Annotated in this window: 13 protein-coding genes and 1 tRNA gene; 7 read left to right on the top strand and 7 right to left on the bottom strand. The window is 48.1% G+C overall.

Features of this window, described 5'->3' with window-relative positions; all coding sequences use genetic code 11:
• Positions 1–3: 3 nt before the first annotated feature.
• Together sdhD and sdhC are read right to left on the bottom strand one after the other, a co-directional pair.
• A complete protein-coding gene (sdhD, locus tag ACY2RR_RS11380; protein WP_490108265.1) occupies positions 4–372 on the bottom strand; it encodes a succinate dehydrogenase, hydrophobic membrane anchor protein in 369 nt (122 codons plus the stop codon).
• Positions 366–740, bottom strand: a complete 375-nt coding sequence (gene sdhC / locus ACY2RR_RS11385) for a succinate dehydrogenase, cytochrome b556 subunit (RefSeq protein WP_490108266.1) — start codon at positions 738–740, stop codon at positions 366–368. The genes sdhD and sdhC overlap by 7 nt, the downstream gene beginning before the upstream one ends.
• Positions 741–1,261: 521 nt before the next feature.
• Between sdhC and gltA the strand changes: the two genes are divergently transcribed.
• A complete protein-coding gene (gene gltA, locus ACY2RR_RS11390) occupies positions 1,262–2,548 on the top strand; it encodes a citrate synthase (protein WP_490108267.1) in 1,287 nt (428 codons plus the stop codon).
• 62 nt (positions 2,549–2,610) lie between these two features.
• On the opposite strand, the gene ACY2RR_RS11395 is transcribed toward gltA, so the two are convergent.
• Positions 2,611–7,638 carry a DUF8508 domain-containing protein gene (locus ACY2RR_RS11395; RefSeq protein WP_490108268.1) on the bottom strand — a complete coding sequence of 1,676 codons (5,028 nt, stop codon included), beginning with the start codon at positions 7,636–7,638 and terminating at the stop codon, positions 2,611–2,613.
• Positions 7,639–7,874: 236 nt separating this feature from the next.
• On the opposite strand from ACY2RR_RS11395, the gene ACY2RR_RS11400 reads away from it, so the two are divergent.
• Together ACY2RR_RS11400 and ACY2RR_RS11405 are read left to right on the top strand one after the other, a co-directional pair.
• Entirely contained in the window at positions 7,875–8,438 is a 564-nt protein-coding gene (locus ACY2RR_RS11400) for a pilin (RefSeq protein WP_490108269.1), read from the top strand.
• An 81-nt stretch (positions 8,439–8,519) separates the two neighbouring features.
• Positions 8,520–9,431, top strand: a complete 912-nt coding sequence (locus ACY2RR_RS11405; RefSeq protein WP_490108270.1) for a hypothetical protein — start codon at positions 8,520–8,522, stop codon at positions 9,429–9,431.
• A 64-nt stretch (positions 9,432–9,495) separates the two neighbouring features.
• Here ACY2RR_RS11405 and ACY2RR_RS11410 read toward each other — a convergent pair whose 3' ends face one another.
• Entirely contained in the window at positions 9,496–9,831 is a 336-nt protein-coding gene (locus ACY2RR_RS11410) for a PBPRA1643 family SWIM/SEC-C metal-binding motif protein (RefSeq protein ID WP_490108271.1), read from the bottom strand.
• 137 nt (positions 9,832–9,968) lie between these two features.
• Positions 9,969–11,345, bottom strand: a complete 1,377-nt coding sequence (locus ACY2RR_RS11415; RefSeq protein WP_490108272.1) for a hypothetical protein — start codon at positions 11,343–11,345, stop codon at positions 9,969–9,971.
• Between the two features lie 127 nt (positions 11,346–11,472).
• On the opposite strand from ACY2RR_RS11415, the gene ACY2RR_RS11420 reads away from it, so the two are divergent.
• A complete protein-coding gene (locus ACY2RR_RS11420; RefSeq protein ID WP_490108273.1) occupies positions 11,473–11,676 on the top strand; it encodes a DUF2905 domain-containing protein in 204 nt (67 codons plus the stop codon).
• 1 nt (position 11,677) lies between these two features.
• Here the strand turns inward: ACY2RR_RS11420 and ACY2RR_RS11425 are convergent, their stop codons facing one another.
• A complete protein-coding gene (locus ACY2RR_RS11425; RefSeq protein WP_490108274.1) occupies positions 11,678–12,793 on the bottom strand; it encodes a DUF4124 domain-containing protein in 1,116 nt (371 codons plus the stop codon).
• 240 nt (positions 12,794–13,033) lie between these two features.
• Here ACY2RR_RS11425 and ACY2RR_RS11430 point away from each other — a divergent pair, with 240 nt between their 5' ends.
• The 3 genes from ACY2RR_RS11430 to ACY2RR_RS11440 all read left to right on the top strand — a co-directional run bounded on the left by ACY2RR_RS11430 (position 13,034) and on the right by ACY2RR_RS11440 (position 16,200).
• Positions 13,034–14,509, top strand: coding sequence for a hypothetical protein (locus tag ACY2RR_RS11430; protein WP_490108275.1), 1,476 nt, complete (start codon positions 13,034–13,036; stop codon positions 14,507–14,509).
• Between the two features lie 493 nt (positions 14,510–15,002).
• Positions 15,003–15,176 (top strand): DUF1016 N-terminal domain-containing protein, encoded by a 174-nt coding sequence (locus ACY2RR_RS11435; RefSeq protein ID WP_490108276.1) that lies wholly within the window; start codon positions 15,003–15,005, stop codon positions 15,174–15,176.
• Between the two features lie 79 nt (positions 15,177–15,255).
• Positions 15,256–16,200 carry an endonuclease/exonuclease/phosphatase family protein gene (locus tag ACY2RR_RS11440; RefSeq protein ID WP_490108277.1) on the top strand — a complete coding sequence of 315 codons (945 nt, stop codon included), beginning with the start codon at positions 15,256–15,258 and terminating at the stop codon, positions 16,198–16,200.
• A gap of 282 nt (positions 16,201–16,482) precedes the next feature.
• Here the strand turns inward: ACY2RR_RS11440 and ACY2RR_RS11445 are convergent.
• A tRNA-Trp gene (locus ACY2RR_RS11445) sits at positions 16,483–16,558 on the bottom strand.
• Positions 16,559–16,599 lie beyond the last annotated feature (41 nt).

The following is a 16,599-nucleotide window of genomic DNA, read 5'->3' on the forward strand; positions in this document are numbered from 1 at the left end:
CCCTTATAACCCCCAAAGAATCTGAACACCCCAGACCACATAGCTGAACATAGTAATGCCGCACAGCGCCTGAAACAGAAAACGGAAAGCCAGCGCCTTTTTACCCAGGGCTCGCTCGTTCAGATAATCACCAGAGATGGTCCACATACCTACCCAGGCATGCGCCCCCAAAGAAATCAGAGTCAGCAGACTGAATACCCGCATCCAGGTCTGGTCAAACAGCGCTCTCCACTCTTCAAACCCTACGGGAGAATTACACAGCAACCAGATCACCATAAATACGGTGTATGCGGCCAGAACAAGGGCGGTTACCCGCTGCACCATCCAGTCATAAAGACCACTGCGCGACAGATTGGTAATATTGGTTACCATACCCACACCCCCGCCAGAATACTGAGGACAACACCCAGCACCAGAGTAACCTGTGCGCCAGTTTTGCCGGACTCTTTCGTTTCACCAATACCAGCATCCATAATCAGATGCTTGATACCAGCAACAAAGTGATAACCAAGGCCGGTCAGCAATCCCCAGGTTATAAACTTGGCAACTGGTGAAGTAAGACACTCGGTAAACTGCTTAAACCCTTCCCTGGAACCCAGTGAGAGATCAAGCCCATATAAAAGGAAAGCAATACCCACAAACAGGATCACACCGGAGATTCGGTGCAAAATGGACGTGTAGGCGGGTAAGGGCAACCTTATTGTTGTCAGGTCGAGATTGACTGGTCTCTTGCTATTCACGGTCTAACACCCTGTAACCCGAACGGGCTTTTGGAATTGTGCATGAATTGTGTTTTACGCTGAAGGTTGAAGACAGATCATATGCTCTGAGTTTTTGAATAAAACATCCGAAAATATGTACTCACCCCCCTCAGAGTTCGGCCGGAAGTATAGTCATTTCGGTTTTTGATTACAACGGCGCGCCTCCGTATAAACCACTAGAACCTATGCCCTGCATCGCACCAGAACAATGCCTGCGCACCAAAACAAAACAACAGGGTTAATAAAAATACCTGCAGGTGCTATTGACAAAAACAACATCAAAACAGGGACAATAATATTCCGTTCAAGGAATCAACTTTTAGAGAGAAAACGTTATTACCCGAAGCCTACAGCCTGTTTGACAAAAACATTAATCTCTCTATAGTTGGGCAAAACCAAGCACACTGAGCCATAAATAAAATACGTAAATACACGACATCAGGCTCAAAAAAATTACAAGAAAGCAAATACACAATCAGATAGTACTAGCAGGAGGGCCCATGGCTGAGAAGCTCGCGCGGCTAACCATAGAAGGTAGTGAAGAATCCTTGGAACTGCCGGTTTACAGCGGAACTCTTGGACCCGATGTCATAGACGTAAGAAAACTCACCGCCAATGGTGTTTTCACTTACGATCCGGGTTTTGTATCCACCGCAGCATGCGAATCAAAGATCACTTTTATAGATGGTGACAAGGGAATCCTCTTACACAGAGGCTACCCAATTGAGCAGCTGGCCGATCAATCAGACTTTCTTGAAGTCTGTTATCTGTTGATTTACGGCGAACTGCCAACAGAAGAGCAAAAGGAAAACTTCTCAACGACAATCATGGGTCACACCATGGTTCACGAGCAGATGATCGAATTCCTGAACGGCTTCCGTCGTGATGCTCACCCCATGGCTATCATGTGCGGTCTTGTTGGTGCATTGTCGTCTTTCTATCACGACTCCCTGGACATAAATAATGAGCGTCATCGTGAAATCACTGCCTACCGCCTGATTTCCAAGATGCCAACTCTGGCGGCCATGGCTTACAAGTACTCCATCGGCCAGCCATTCATGTATCCACGGAACGACCTCTCCTATGGCGGCAACTTCCTGCACATGATGTTTGCTACCCCATGTCAGGAATATGAAGTCAATCCTGTTCTGGCTCGCGCCATGGACAAGATATTCCTGCTCCACGCCGACCATGAGCAGAACGCTTCCACATCAACTGTACGTCTGGCAGGCTCCAGTGGCGCTAACCCATTTGCCTGTATTGCTTCCGGTATTGCCGCTTTGTGGGGTCCTGCTCACGGTGGTGCCAATGAGGCCGTTCTGAAGATGCTGGATGAGATTGGTGATGAAGCCAATATCGATGAATTTGTTGCCAAGGCCAAAGACAAGAATGACCCATTCCGCCTGATGGGCTTCGGCCACCGGGTTTACAAGAACTTTGACCCACGGGCCAAAGTTATGAAGCAAACCTGTGACGAAGTTCTTGGTGAACTGGGCATTAACGATCCTCAGCTCAAGATTGCCAAGCGTCTGGAACAGATTGCCCTGGAAGACCAGTACTTTATTGATCGCCAGCTATATCCAAACGTGGACTTCTACTCCGGCATCATCCTGAAAGCCCTGGGCATTCCTGTTGAAATGTTCACGGTTATCTTTGCCACCGGCCGTACTCCAGGCTGGATTGCTCACTGGCATGAGATGATCAGCAGCAGCTACCGAATCGGTCGCCCACGCCAGCTCTATACTGGCCCTGCAAAACGGGATTTCACCCCAATGTCTGACCGTTAATTCATAGTTCTGAGACAAAAAATCCCCCACCAGAAATGGTGGGGGATTTTTTATAACAGCATCTACACTAATTGATCGCCCCACTGCAGGTTCTGCTCATTGAGCAGATCATCCCGCATACCAATCAGGGTCAGTGAGTTGTTATCGTCAATGCTAATAACCAGATTACGCCCCTGCTGTACACTGGCGTCACGCACAGCATCCAGAGAATCGAAGCCCAGCCCATTCAGGAGAATAGTGTCACTGCCCGCCTCAAAGTCACGAATAGTGTCATGACCACCATTCGCAGCAATAGCAAACACATCCTGCCCTGAACCACCCAGCAGCCAGTCATCACCTTTACCACCGGCAAGATAGTCATGACCGCTACCACCTTCAAGATGATCAGAACCCTGACCACCTTCCAGCCAGTCATGGCCACTTCCCCCCATCAGCTGATCGTTGCCCTTACCGCCAAGCAGGTAATCCTGACCTTCACCACCGGCCAGATAGTCATTACCTTTGCCACCATCCAGCTCGTCATTACCGTGCTCACCAAATAAGCGATCATTACCCTCTTCACCGAACAGGTAATCCTGGTTATTACCACCATGAAGTTCGTCGGCACCCACTCCACCATAGAGCCAGTCGTTGCCGCCATCACCTTTCAGAAGATCCTGCCCTTCACGGCCATAGAGCTTGTCATCCCCATAACCACCCAGAAGATGATCATCTCCGCCCAGGCCATCAATCAGGTCATCACCAGCACCACCGTTGATCATATCGGCTCCAGCAGCTCCCATAAGAACACCATCACCACTACCATCAACCACATCCACAGGAATAGTTGTCTGCCCCTGAAGAACTGTGTCTTCACGCTCAGCAAGGTTTTGGATGCGGGTGTCTTCTGAAGCATCAGTTTCTTCTGCGTTGTAAGGCTGATCATTGAAGTTTGCCCGCAGGTACTCGGCCAGAGCATCCTGCTCACTACCCGGCGCAGCAAAGTCTGACGCTCCGACATCCGTTAACACATCAGTGAGATCAACAACATCCGTGGCAAAGTCTGCAAATGGATAGCCGTCACCACCGGAAGCCAGGAAGCCAAGTGTCACGATACGAATAGCCATATCCGCAGGCGCAACCAGCTCTCCGCTCTCGACCAGAATCTGGATGACCTGCCCTTCTCCATTAACCAGAGCAGCAGAGCGAACACGGGAACCAGATGCCAGAGAGGTGTCATAACTGAAGTGCACACCGCTGACCTGAGCAAACTGCCCGGGAGTATTACCTTCACCGGAAGCTGCTACACCATGCTCCAGCACCTGAACCAGCTGCTCGGCTGTCAAAGTAAGAAGAGTCAGTGAGTTATTGAACTTAAGGGTATTCTCAATATCCAGCTGGGAAACCTGCCCAGCCTGCTTACCACTGGCGGGGTTAGCCTGTGGAGGCAACTCACTGTAGTTACCAGTGCCATCATCTTGAATAGTGCCGATCTGGGCACGAATGCCGCCACCATTCTTGATGGACACCATCACACTATTGTCGTATTGCTGCGCTGCAGCCAGATTGGCATCGGCGGTCAGGTTACCAACATTGGTTTCTTCAGTACGAACTGCTTCACGGCGACCTTCGAGGAAAACATTAGTACTGCCGAGAATATTGCTGTCTTTCTCATTCACCAGCTCCTGCACGGCATCGGTAAGATCTTTAACCAAATCACCTTTGGTGCCTTCTGCAAAAGCATCGTCTTCACCCCACAGAGCATCAACGTTTTCATCGGTGCTGGCATACGCACCACTGATATCGGCATCCGTCACTTCGCCATTGTCGTTAACGATGATTTTGCCATCGGCATCGAAATCTACGACCAGACGACCAACATAGCTGTACTGTCCATCAGTGCTAACAATTACTGCTGGATCGCCATCAGCGTTTGTCGTCGTGAACGGATAATTTTCTGCCGCCACATCACCAGCATGCAGAACATCGGTTTCATCCGCCTGCAAAGTGTCAGAGCCACCAGCAATAACCACATCGACACCGTGGAGAAGCTGTACCAGTTCTTTTTCCAAAGCAATCTGCTGCAAGTGGGAAACAAGGATGATCTTGTTGATACCCTGATCCAGCAGCTGATCAACAACAGGTTGCAGAACATCGGCCAGAGCCTGCATATCGCTTGGGTTATCGCCGTTGATAACACTGGTGTTTCCGGGTGAAGAAATCTGCGCCAGCAGTGGAGTAGTCGCACCCACAATACCAATCTTCTCACCACCCTCTTCTACGATAGTGGCCGGGGCAATCTTTGGAGTTGGTGTGCCCGATTGTTGTGGGCCGGTTGCAAAGGAAGACGACAGCAGCAGCTGATCGGTATAAAACTCGGCCAGGTTAGGGTCATTGCTGAAGTCCAGATTTGCACTCAAATAAGGGAACTGAGCACCAACCCAGCGGTCATCCGCCAGACCTTCACCTTTGTATTCAGGAGCAAGAATATCCGCCAGAACAGATGTGCCCACATCAAACTCGTGGTTACCCAGCGCTGAAGCATCGAAGCCGATGGCATTCATGATGGATATATCCACCCGACCACCACCCTCTCTCAAGCCCTGATAACTTTCATCACCTTCCAGACCAAACAGTTTGTTGTAGAAGTCATTAAATACATCGCTATCCCGGAATACCCCACGATCACCGGAAGCTGAGAAGAAAGGGCCACTGAGATAGTTGTCACCTGCCGACAAGGTAATACTGTTGTCGTAAGTGTCTTCCAAGGCATCAACAATTGCTGCGAAGTTGGCTGCACGAGGAATGGCCTCTACACCGCCTTCCAGATCGGAAGCATGCAGAATCTGTAATGTGTATACCGGCTCACCAATGGTCACCCGGGCAACCAGAGGCTCATGATCGCTGGCACCATCAGCAAACTCAGTGTTGACATGCACAACATCCAGCTCTGCTGAACCAGCGAGGTTGTTACTGACCAGAATCTGATCCAGAACCTGAGAGTTACCCTGGAAGTTATAGGTGTGCTCATCATCGCTCAGACCATCAATCAGGTTGGTCATCACATTGTCAGCGCCCTGTCCCTCCATCACATCAGCCGGGCCTTCCCACTGGAATGAGTTGAAATCACCCAGCACCATCACCTTGGCATCAGGATCGGCAGCCATCAGCCCATCAACATAATCATTGATTGCCTGAGCCTGCTCCATTCGGTCTTCATAACCAGCATTTACAAATGGCTGCTGGGAGCCATAAATCGGTGTGCTGCCATATTTGGATGACAGGTGAACATTCACCAGATCAACAGTCTCACCATTAAACTCAAACTGGGCATGCAAAGGCTTGCGAGTACCGTCAAAGGCATCATCAGTCAGCTTTTGCGCTGAGTTCTCTACATAATCAACACGGTCAGGATTGTAGAGATAACCGACACGAATATTGCCACCAGGCTGACCACCATCGGCATTGTTGGCAGGGTCCAGCTGCACATACTCGTAACTGGGGCCACCAGCAGCTTCTATGGCATCAATCAGTTTCTGCCAGGTTTGATCCGCTGAAGGGTCGCCACTGTCGGTAGAACCATCATTATCCTGAATCTCCTGCAGCGCCAGAATATCGGGATTAGAGAGGTTGTTAATGATCTGCTGGGCAAGACTTTCAAAACGACTGTTGTCGTCCTGAGCATCAAGATTTTCGACATTGTAACTGGCAACAGTAAGCTCATTAGCACCAGCAACAAGTTGAGTCTGCTCTTTCTGCAGATCACCCGCTGTTACTGAAAACGCTTCCGTAGCTTTTACTTCATAGTTGCCATAGGAATAATCCATAACCCCTGTCACGTTACCTAAGTTGTCGCCTACATTGACTTGGGCATCAAAGCCAGACAACAGGTCATCATCTAGTTGAATCTGGATGCGCTCAGGGTTCAGATCATCTGCCGCCAGATCAATTCCACCCCGGCTATTCAAACCGGTCGCATTCTGGCCCTGGTCAGCAACGGTGAAGATTTCACCGTATTTATTGGTTGCAGACACAGCATGTGCATCCTGCACAGTGACCCGCATCCCTTCGAGACTTTCAAAGAAATCAATGCTGTCATTTTCAGGGTCGAACAAAGCCAGCTGGTCATCATCAACAACGGAAGCTGTTTGTTCACGACCGCCCTGACCAATAACAACAGCTTCGGGAAGATCGTTGCCGCTGCTGTTTATGGTCAGTTCAGAGATACTGGTCAACTGAGTGATAGAAAGGTTGCCAGAGCTGGAACCACCGGGCGTGTATTCTGCAACCGTACCCTGAAGAGAGATATCATCCCCAACTGCAACAGTTGGCGCACTGCCAGTGAAAACAAACAATGCATCAGATGTGGCGACATCACCATCGGCCTCTCCCTGAAGGTAGAAACCATTGCTTTCTACAGCCGTGACAATACCTGCGGTAGCAACGGTCTGACCAACATACTGGGACGTATGACCTTTACCCTGAATGTCATAAATCGCCTTGCTCTCTACACCACCAGAGTTGCCTCCGCCATCTTCAACAACATTGGGAGCTCCCGGTGTGTTATCAGCCTGACCAGCAGGTGTTGGAGCATTATCGTCGTAGTTGTTGCGAACATAGTCACTGGCGGAATCTGTATCCACACCATCAACAACCCGGGAAGCTCCACCAAAAGTAAAGTCCACACCATCGGCATTACGTACTAAAACGGCAGGGCTGTAAGCCAAGTCATTGCTGTTGCCATCATTTACTGCCACGGAATCCACAATGGAACCAAAAGGTGCCGACACATCTAGCACTCCATCAGTGTCTGCGTCTACAGATGCACCGATAGAGCCGGTAAATCCGTCAACCAGCAACAAGGTTTGAGAACCATTTTGCAGCTGGTTGTTGGCCTGAACAGTCCAGAAGCCATCACCATCAGTCGTTCCCAGTTGGTAAGCCTGGGTGATTTTCCCAGCATTCGAGCTGGTGTTGTCACCCTCAATATTTAACAACCAGAGGTTGGAGTAATCCGTCAGCGGGTCACCAAGAATTTCAATAAACTCATCGGTGTCTGTACCAGCATGATTAAAAACGAACTCGTTTATAACCGGTGATTGAGCAGCCATTGTCGATATCCTTTTCTCTATGAACGTTCTGCAAGAAATTCCCTTCCTGCCTGCTCCCAAACCACGGAAGTCAAACGACTACAAAGGTGTGAAGTCTTATCAGACGATGACTGTGATTTATTGCAGTGGTGTTTCTGAAACATGAACTTTATCCGGCGAATTTATGAAAACTTCCGGATTGGGATTTCCCGTCTAGATTTAGACGGATAAGGAATGAATATTTCAGGGAATGGAAAATGAGAAAAGGCAAAGAAATTCAGGGCTTTACCCTGATCGAGCTGATGATTGTTGTGGCCATTATCGGCATACTGGCGGCAATGGCGATCACCTATTACCCCGCCTATACCGCCCGATCCGCCATTGCCGGCGAGATTATCCCCCAGTTTTCCCGCTATAAAAACGATGTCAACGAACACTTTGCCAGCATGGGATCTGTCGCCGGATACTGCTCATCTATGCCTGCCGCACCCAATGGTACCGGACAACTGATTGGTACCGGGTTAATGGAATATATCGATTTTATGTACTGTCACCCCCGCCTTGATGGAGATTCCCGCCCCTTCCGCCTTGAGGCAAGATTAAAGGCCGACAGTTTCCCCAGCGATATGCCCAATGAGGCGAGGCTGGTGTTCTTCCCTGTCAGAGTAAATGACCAGATCCAATGGTACTGCGGATATCACGAGGCTGCCAGAATCCCAGCCCAGTATTTACCTGAATCCTGCCGCAGTAATTATATGGCTGAGCCGGATGGGTTGATTGTTGATGGTGTTAATCTTACCGCAGACGGGCTTTATAACTAACACCTCACCCACGCTTACTTTTCCTCCCGGTGCTGACATGGCACTATCTGCTTCATCCCCTTCTGAAGCAGGCAGACAGTCATGGAAGCAACCGGCCTCAAGAAAATATCTACCAGCGCCCTGGCCAAGTCTTTATCCCTGACCAGTAAAGAGTTATTTGGCCGACTGGAAGCCGCTGGGTGGATTGTTCGAAAGAATGAAACCTGGGAGCTGACCGAGAAGGGAAAAAGCAAAGGGGGCGAATACACTAACCACAGTAAATATGGCACCTATATTTGCTGGCCAGCGCTGACCCGTATCGACACACAACAGCCGGTCAATTCAAAGAAAGCTTCTGCATCCTCACCTCTACTCACGGCTACCGCTTTGGCAGAAGAAATCCATTTGCCAGCCCGACAGGTGAATAACCTATTGGCCGAACTTGGCTGGATTCGCAAAGGTTTACGAGGCTGGCAGCTCACACCTTCAGGCCAGGCCATAGGCGGCGCACAAAAAGAAGACAAGCGAACGGGTTATCCTTATGCCTGCTGGCCTGAAGAGATTGTTACTCACCCAGCCTTTCAGCACGCGCTGAAAGAAATCCAGGGAGATTTAACCCTGGCCATTGGCCTTGATGACAGCACCAGTGAGATTGATGAATATCTCACCCGCTTTCCTGCCACTCTGCGAACCGCTGATGGGCACATGGTGCGTTCCCGTGGAGATATGTTGATTGATAACTGGCTTTATATGGCTGGAATTACCCACGCCTGCGGGCGTCGGCTTCCTATAGAAGAGAATGCCTGGGGGGATTTCTATCTTCCTGAAGGCCCGGTTTATATCGAATATCTGGGAGCAGGGAGTGATCCGGCCTACAAAAAGCTAAGAGAGAAAAGAGTCTCCCTTTACCAGAGCCACAACCTGAATGTGATCACGCTGAATGACGAAGACCTCAAACACCTTGATGAAATTCTTCCCCGGCAATTATTAAAATTCGGCATAGCCGTTTACTGATTTCCAAATACAAAAAAGCCACGATAATCGTGGCTTTTTTGTTCATCTGCAGATTTTCAAAAAATCATCCGCAGCACTTTTTGTACTTCTTGCCGCTGCCGCAGGAGCATGGATCATTACGGCCGGGAGTCTTTTCAAGAACAGTGGTTTTGGTCGGGATCTGCTTCAGCAGCTCCAGATCATTAAGGTTCTCTTCCGCTTCCTCGTTCACAACAATGGTGTAAGACCAGCCGTTATCAAGAAAAACTGTTTCCAGTTCCGCTTTACGCTCTTCAGTCTTAACAGTGATAGAGGCTGGATTTTTCTCAGTACCCAAACGCGCCTGACGCTTGCCGCTGAAATCGCGCTGGCTGACACGATCGTCAATCTGAAGGTTGGTCTGGGTGTAATGTTTGCCCATTATTTCACCTGTAAATATGGATGAGGCCCAGATACACGCATTCTCAAAAAACCTGGAATACCGGTCAGATGAACAGGGCGGCTAAGGGCGGTAAACCGGTGAACACTACTAGAAAATACTGTTTTCTGCCAGATCAATTATTCCGCTTCCGGCAAATTGCCTTCACGGATCTTGCGTATCCCCTTTCTGTTTACCTTTAATGTGTAAGCATGCCAGGTGTTGTTCTCTTCATCCCCATAATGAACAAGGAGCTCAACTTCATAGCCAGGCAAGGCAGACCCGGTAATCACTCGCTCTCCCTCCTGGAAATAGACATTCCTTTCTTCCCAGGCTGCATTTCTCAGCATAGTTTCCATATTAATAAGGGTGCGGTCACTGACACCAGTAATAAATGGATCAAAGGATTGTCTTTCAAGAACAAGACGCCGACTGTAACGAAGAATACTGACACACTGCTCTGGCCGAAAGCGACGCTTGAGCTTAAGAAAGGCCTGCAAGACTGGCTCTTCACTCCCTCCTGCACTGGTAAAGTTCACCACTTCCCGCACAGAGGCCATCTTCTTGCCGCTGAACTTGTTTCTGGCTTCACCATAATGATCAAACAGAATCCGGCTCAGGCGGCGATCGGTAAAACTGTTCCCCAGTGCTTTCACCCGGTCTTTCAACATGTAGCCCAGCACCATCGCCACCAGAAAGTTAGTGGTGAGGTTGCCGAACTTATTTTGAGACCAGAAAGCTATAACCATAGCGATGGCCATGGCCAAACCAGCAACAAGGCTATAAGCCATCTGTTGAATCATTACCCCATGAGGGCTGAACTTGCTCTCAAGGTGCAGAACACTTTCACTGTATTTGCGCTGCAGTGCCAGGCGGCGATAAGCACGTCCTGCCCTTTTACGATTACCAAAATCAGATATACCAGCTTTGCCCCGGTATTCTTTCTCCAGCTCAAGAGTTTCGAGAAGCAGAAGGCGGGCATGAAACTCTGGATGACGCGCCAGAAGACTGAGATAAGTCTGGGTAACCACACTGCTGAGATAGCCATCGAGAAAGCGAAAATATCCCTGTCGTTTCTCCCCTCGAGGCATACGACGCCGTAGAAGGCCTAGCATGATCCGAACGTTGTTATCTACACACTCGAATGTGGCAACATCCTTTTTATTGAACTTATCCAGAGTCCGCTGGAGAGAACGGGAAAAAGTACAACTAAAAAGTTGCAGAAGATGTTTATAGCGTTTGTCATCGCTGATGGTTTGATGATGTATAAAAACGCGCATAGCTCTGCAGCACTGGAGGGGGTGCCCGGTAAGATCAATCACCTCCGGCAGTAGCTGCAGGCCGTTTTTCTTGTCTCTGTAGAATGAACTTCGCCGATAGGTTTTCGAGGTAATATCCAGCACTTTAGGAAAACACAGATACATGTCGATAGACTGTTTCCGGGTTTCCCCAGTATTTTCTACACAAATTTCCAGCTGGAAACGGTCGTGCTTTTTAACCGTTACCCCGTTTTTCATAGCAACCCTCCAAGGAGGGTGCATGCTACAAAAGCAGGTAATGAAAAGTGTTGATGCGTGGCAGAGGATTGCCACCTTGCTGATCATGAACCATTTTTATTTCCGTCAAACATTTTGAGTTGGAAACATGATCAGACTGCTCGCAGCTTTTGGACTGGTTGCTATCGTGTTCGGGCTGCTCGTACTGTATGAGCCCAACATTATGAACTGGCTGGGCCACCTACCCGGAGATATCTGCGTGGAAGGTGACGGTAAGAAGATATCGCTACCACTGTCATCAACATTACTGTTTTGCCTGGCAGTGGCAGCAGTTATGAAAATTCTTCGTTAGTCTAGAAATAATGTGGCGATGCTGCACCGTGTAACACCCAGCGTTGCCAATCCTGCGTCATCCGGCGAATACCTCCCGGGTACTCACGGGCAAAGAACTCAGAAGCTGAAACTGCCCGACAAAGATCTCGTCCCAGATCTTTCATATAAGCTGCCAGCAACTGTTTACGTTGTTCATCCTGCATTAGAAAATGAATAACGGACCAGGCAATGGCATAGTTCCTGTTGCGATCTTCTGGATTGTACCAATTTTCAGTTTGATCAAACCAATACTTCAGGTGAGGGAGTGATGATTTCTGGAGGAGAGCCATCTGCCCCCGGTCAGGCTCAATAATTTTTGCCTGCCCGGTTATTTTCATATGCTCAAAGTATTCCGCCATCCCTTCGGTAAACCAGGTGGGCATATTGCCAAACAGGCCAGCCATAATTACATGAGTTGATTCATGGCGCGCCACCTGATGGGTAATTTCATCACGGCCATCATGGTGAACCGCTGCCGTATTTATTTTTGCACTGTAAAATCCGGCAGACCATTTACTGATATTAGGGGCAACCTGATTGGCATAATTCTGGTAAGCCTGACGACTGGCAAATACCTTCACATTCAGATCAATCTGCCGCAGGTCTGTCAGATCCAGCTGATCGGCTAGAACAGTGAATATTTGTCGTGTGCTACCGGCCAGGCGGTCTTGAGTCCAGGCAGGTACTTTATTGCCGAACACATCAACCTTGACCCGAAAGTACTGAGCCTTGTTCTGGTACTTTTGACTGAGATCTTCGACGGATGCCTGTTGTGGTGCCCGATCTGAAAAATGAACCCGCCCGTTTTCATCTTTCCACTTATAGACTTTGGTTGTTTCAACATCAGTCACTGCGCGAGTTGTGGGAGCACACTGGTAATGACTAACAGCCCCATGAGTGAATTGAGTAAAAGGGTTCGTGATTTCCTGATCAATAGCTGGAGGAGAAACTGACTCTATTTCGGGTGGGGGTTCTACCAAGCCTAACCATAACAAATACTCTTGGCGTTGCTGCTCTGTTGAAACATACCAGATCAATGCCAGCGTTCCAGCCGTGAGAAGAAAAAGAACTCTTAATATGCGCAGAGAAACTGCCATGTTGATGCGCCCTGTTATAGTTATTAGCAATCCGTAAATTGTGCCAGAGATATCAGGCAATTCGCCACACCATACAGCTCGCGCTTTTATTTTCGTCCCCAAATATACAAACTCGATCTAACCTGAAGGCCTCCCTTTAATCCCATAATATGGACAGAATAAAAACGAAGAGTTACTAATCTGCTAATCTCACCCTTCTATTTCAAACTGCTTTCTTGTCTGATCTTATTGGTAAACGACATGAAACGTTTTCCCACAGTCTTCGTATGGCAAATTGCCCTGCTTAGCCTTTTTCTTATTTCTGATCCCACCTTTTCGGCTCCAGGTAAAGGAGCCACAATCGGTAGCATCAACCGCAAAGTTGCATGCTACGAAGTGGGCAAATTCAGGGTTTGCCCTGGTGATGGCGTTTTCTATCCTCATTTCTCGAAAGTTATTGAAACCGAGCTTTTTGGCCAGAGGGTGAAGATTACCTATGTACCTGTGGTTACAGATGGAACTGGCGAACAGTTCTTTGATGATGGTTCTTATGAGTGGGAAGACGATGATGGAGCATATCAACTGAAAACGATTGATGTCCTTTTCGATTTTGGTTTTGACAGGGTGTTTATTTTGCCGCTCCATGTTGAGAGTGAGCTTGGCACAAAGGATCTTTTTGACGCATCTGGTGAATATTTTCCTTTCACGGATTTTTTCGATCAGTATTCTGAGAAAGCATTGCAGCAGGAACTGGAAAGGCTGCAATCTTTGACCGCTGAGAGTGAAGATGGTCAGTCATCGAATGAAGCAACAGGGGAAGTTACCCTGACAGATGTAGAGGTTTTTAAAGAGGTTGATATTTATTCTCCATTTCACCCCTTTACCCTCGCAGCCATGCGCTATTTCGTGAACAACCCTGCCATTATGAGCGCAGCCCTAACAGCCGTAAAAGAGATCAAGGTTGATATTAAAGATACCCTCAAGGCAAAAGCATTTCCGGTGAGGTATCACAATGGCAAACATTACCTGAATCTTGCTGCCTTTAATCTGCCTGAAGATGTTGCTGGCAAGGAGTTTCCTGACAGCTACAGGCCCGAGAGAACATCTTATACCGGTACCGCCTACTGCGATGTGTCGGATGATTCAGAAGCAACCACATCACAGACATGTAGATTTCGCGGGACATTTTCTATGGAGTACCCCGGCAATACTTTTATAGCGCCATCTGTTATGGAGGTTGGGCAGCAGATTAGCGAAGGAGTTAATACAACATCAGAAAATGGGAGCAGCTCTCACCTTTACGGAATGGATATTGGCGATGTAGAACTTCTTCCAGCAGGGGAAGAGTTTATTCAGTCACGGGTAGCTCACATTCTGGCTATGGCAGAAGCTCACAGGGAACTGGTTAAGAAAGAACAAACCGGTACTGGAAGAAAACGTAAGAGGCAGCAAAGCAGTTCTTCATCTACACCTAAAAAACGAAAACTGGATAGCTCTGAACAATTTGAAAAAATAGTATCGCATGCTTCTGCCGAACAAAAGGTCACTGTTACCGATGAATTGCTGGGGTGGTCTGAAAATGTTAAGGAAAGAGTGCAAGCTATGTTGGCCGAAGCAACGAGCTCTGGTGACTCTCAGGCAGAACCACGCGCCGTGATGAATACCCGACTCAGCCAGCATGAGCTTATGTACCCTTGTCTTCTGCATGCAGGAGGCAGTGATAAGCCAAGATTATAGGCTGGGTATAAGTGTTGGAAGGACTCCAAACCAGCCATATTTGCATTTCCTCATCCCCAAAAGATAAATGCCGTCGAATAAGGCAAGTCCATACCACCCTGTACTTAAGCTATTTCTTTCGAAGGAAGATAGTTTAAAAACACCAATAAAAGTACAGTTGGACTATACAAAAACAGATAAAAGTAAACTCGGACCTTTACAGGCTTAATTCATATTTACCATTAAATGTATCCTTCAGGTATACAAATGCGTGGAAAGTTAAATCATTGGAACAGTGCTGCAACATTCAGATAAAGCGACTGTTTCTGGCTGAACACCATCAGCATAAGTGGTTGGGCAGGCTTGAGACAGATGAATATAGATCAACCATCTTTGGAATGATCTCTGACAAGAGCCATCTGCATGTCAGAAACAATCCCTTTAGCGCCGGAGCTGCTGACTGAGCTTCGCGTCCTGATTTTCGATTCCCGTCAAAAAGCCTCTGCGGCGGACGATGCGGTTTGCCGAGGCTTTTCCTGAGCAAGATATTGTCGTATTACTGATGCGACAATTGAGCTGGCCCCATTTTATAACCCTGATTCCCATGAAAGATCTATTGCAGTGGGAGTTTTCTACACAAATGTGCCGAATTGATGGTTGGAGTGTGCAGGAATTAGTGGAAAACTAAACGGTTATATGAAGCTCCACCTGTTTTGGCCAAAATGGGTGTCTACGCATAAAAATAATCAGGCGAGAGGGATATTGCGATGCATCATGGACAGATGTCTTCCGCTACTGCTTTGAAGCTGAAGAGAATAAGAGATCAAATCAACAAGGCAAATATTCCGCCTAGCAAGTTAGATGAAAATCTGATTATCGGCACCTGGAATGTTCGTGAATTTGGTAAGGCGTACAGGAGGGATGACGCTATCCACCTTATCGCAGAAATTATCGGGCAATTCGATGTTCTGGCCCTGACGGAACTCCGGGATAACCTTGGTGATTTGAAGCGGGTTTTGAACATTCTTGGGCCGTATTACAAAGTCGTTTTTTCCGACTTTCGTAGTGACTCGGCAGGTTTCCAGGAGCGCATTGCCTACGTTTATGATGAACGGGCAGCTGTGTTTACAGGACTAGCAGCGGAAGCAGATCCACTGAGAGAAAAGGTCGATGATGGTGAGTATCGACAGCTGACGCCTGATTGGTGGCGATCTCCTTACATGGCGTCATTTCGAGCAGGAAATTTCGACTTTGTTATGCTGACAGCCCATATCCGCTGGAGCGGTGGGGTTAAGGCGAGGACAGCAGCGCTTAAGGCTCTTGCCGACTGGGTTGAACAGAGAAGAGCCTCTGACTTTTTAACGGACAGGGACTTCATTGTTCTGGGAGACTTTAATATTCCCAGCCGCCGGAGTAGTGCATACAAGGCTATTACCAGTGGTAGCTTGCAGATCCCGTCAAGTTTACTTCGGGTGAAAGGCACCAACTTAACCGAAAAAGCGGTTTATGATCAGATTTTACATAGCCCGACCAAAAGTGAACGGTTCACGGGTAAGGGCGGAGTGATTCGCTTCTTTGAAGATTCCCATACGGAGCTGTATCCGGATCTAAGCTTGGGAAAATTCAAAAATCAGTTGAGTGATCATTTACCGTTATGGCTGGAAGTGGATACCTGGATTGATGATGAGCTGCTGGATGAGTTTATAGGTTAGGAGTATAAGGTTCTGCTGGGTGTCGCCTAACCTTCTTCACGGGTAAAAACGAAGTGGCAAAAACCGTCGTTTAATGACCTGGTAACTGACTGGAATAACAGAAGAAATAAGGGGTAATTTTACCGATATTTCCCTGTTTTTAGAGCATAAAGTCGCGATGTGAGCCTGAAATGGCCGAGATAACTAAAAACAGTAAAAGAATTGTCTACCTCGTAATCGCAAAGCATACGTGCTAGAAGGGTTGGGGTATTGAACGATGGGGCTTGCTTCTGAAGAGGAAAATGGCAGGCCACGAGAGAATCGAACTCCCAACCCCCGGTTTTGGAGACCGGTGCTCTACCAATTGAGCTAGTGGCCTGCAGAAGACGGTGCAAAATATACCGCGGAGAATTTCGGAAG

The sequence above is a fragment of the Parendozoicomonas sp. 2304DJ65-17 genome (assembly GCF_058148445.1).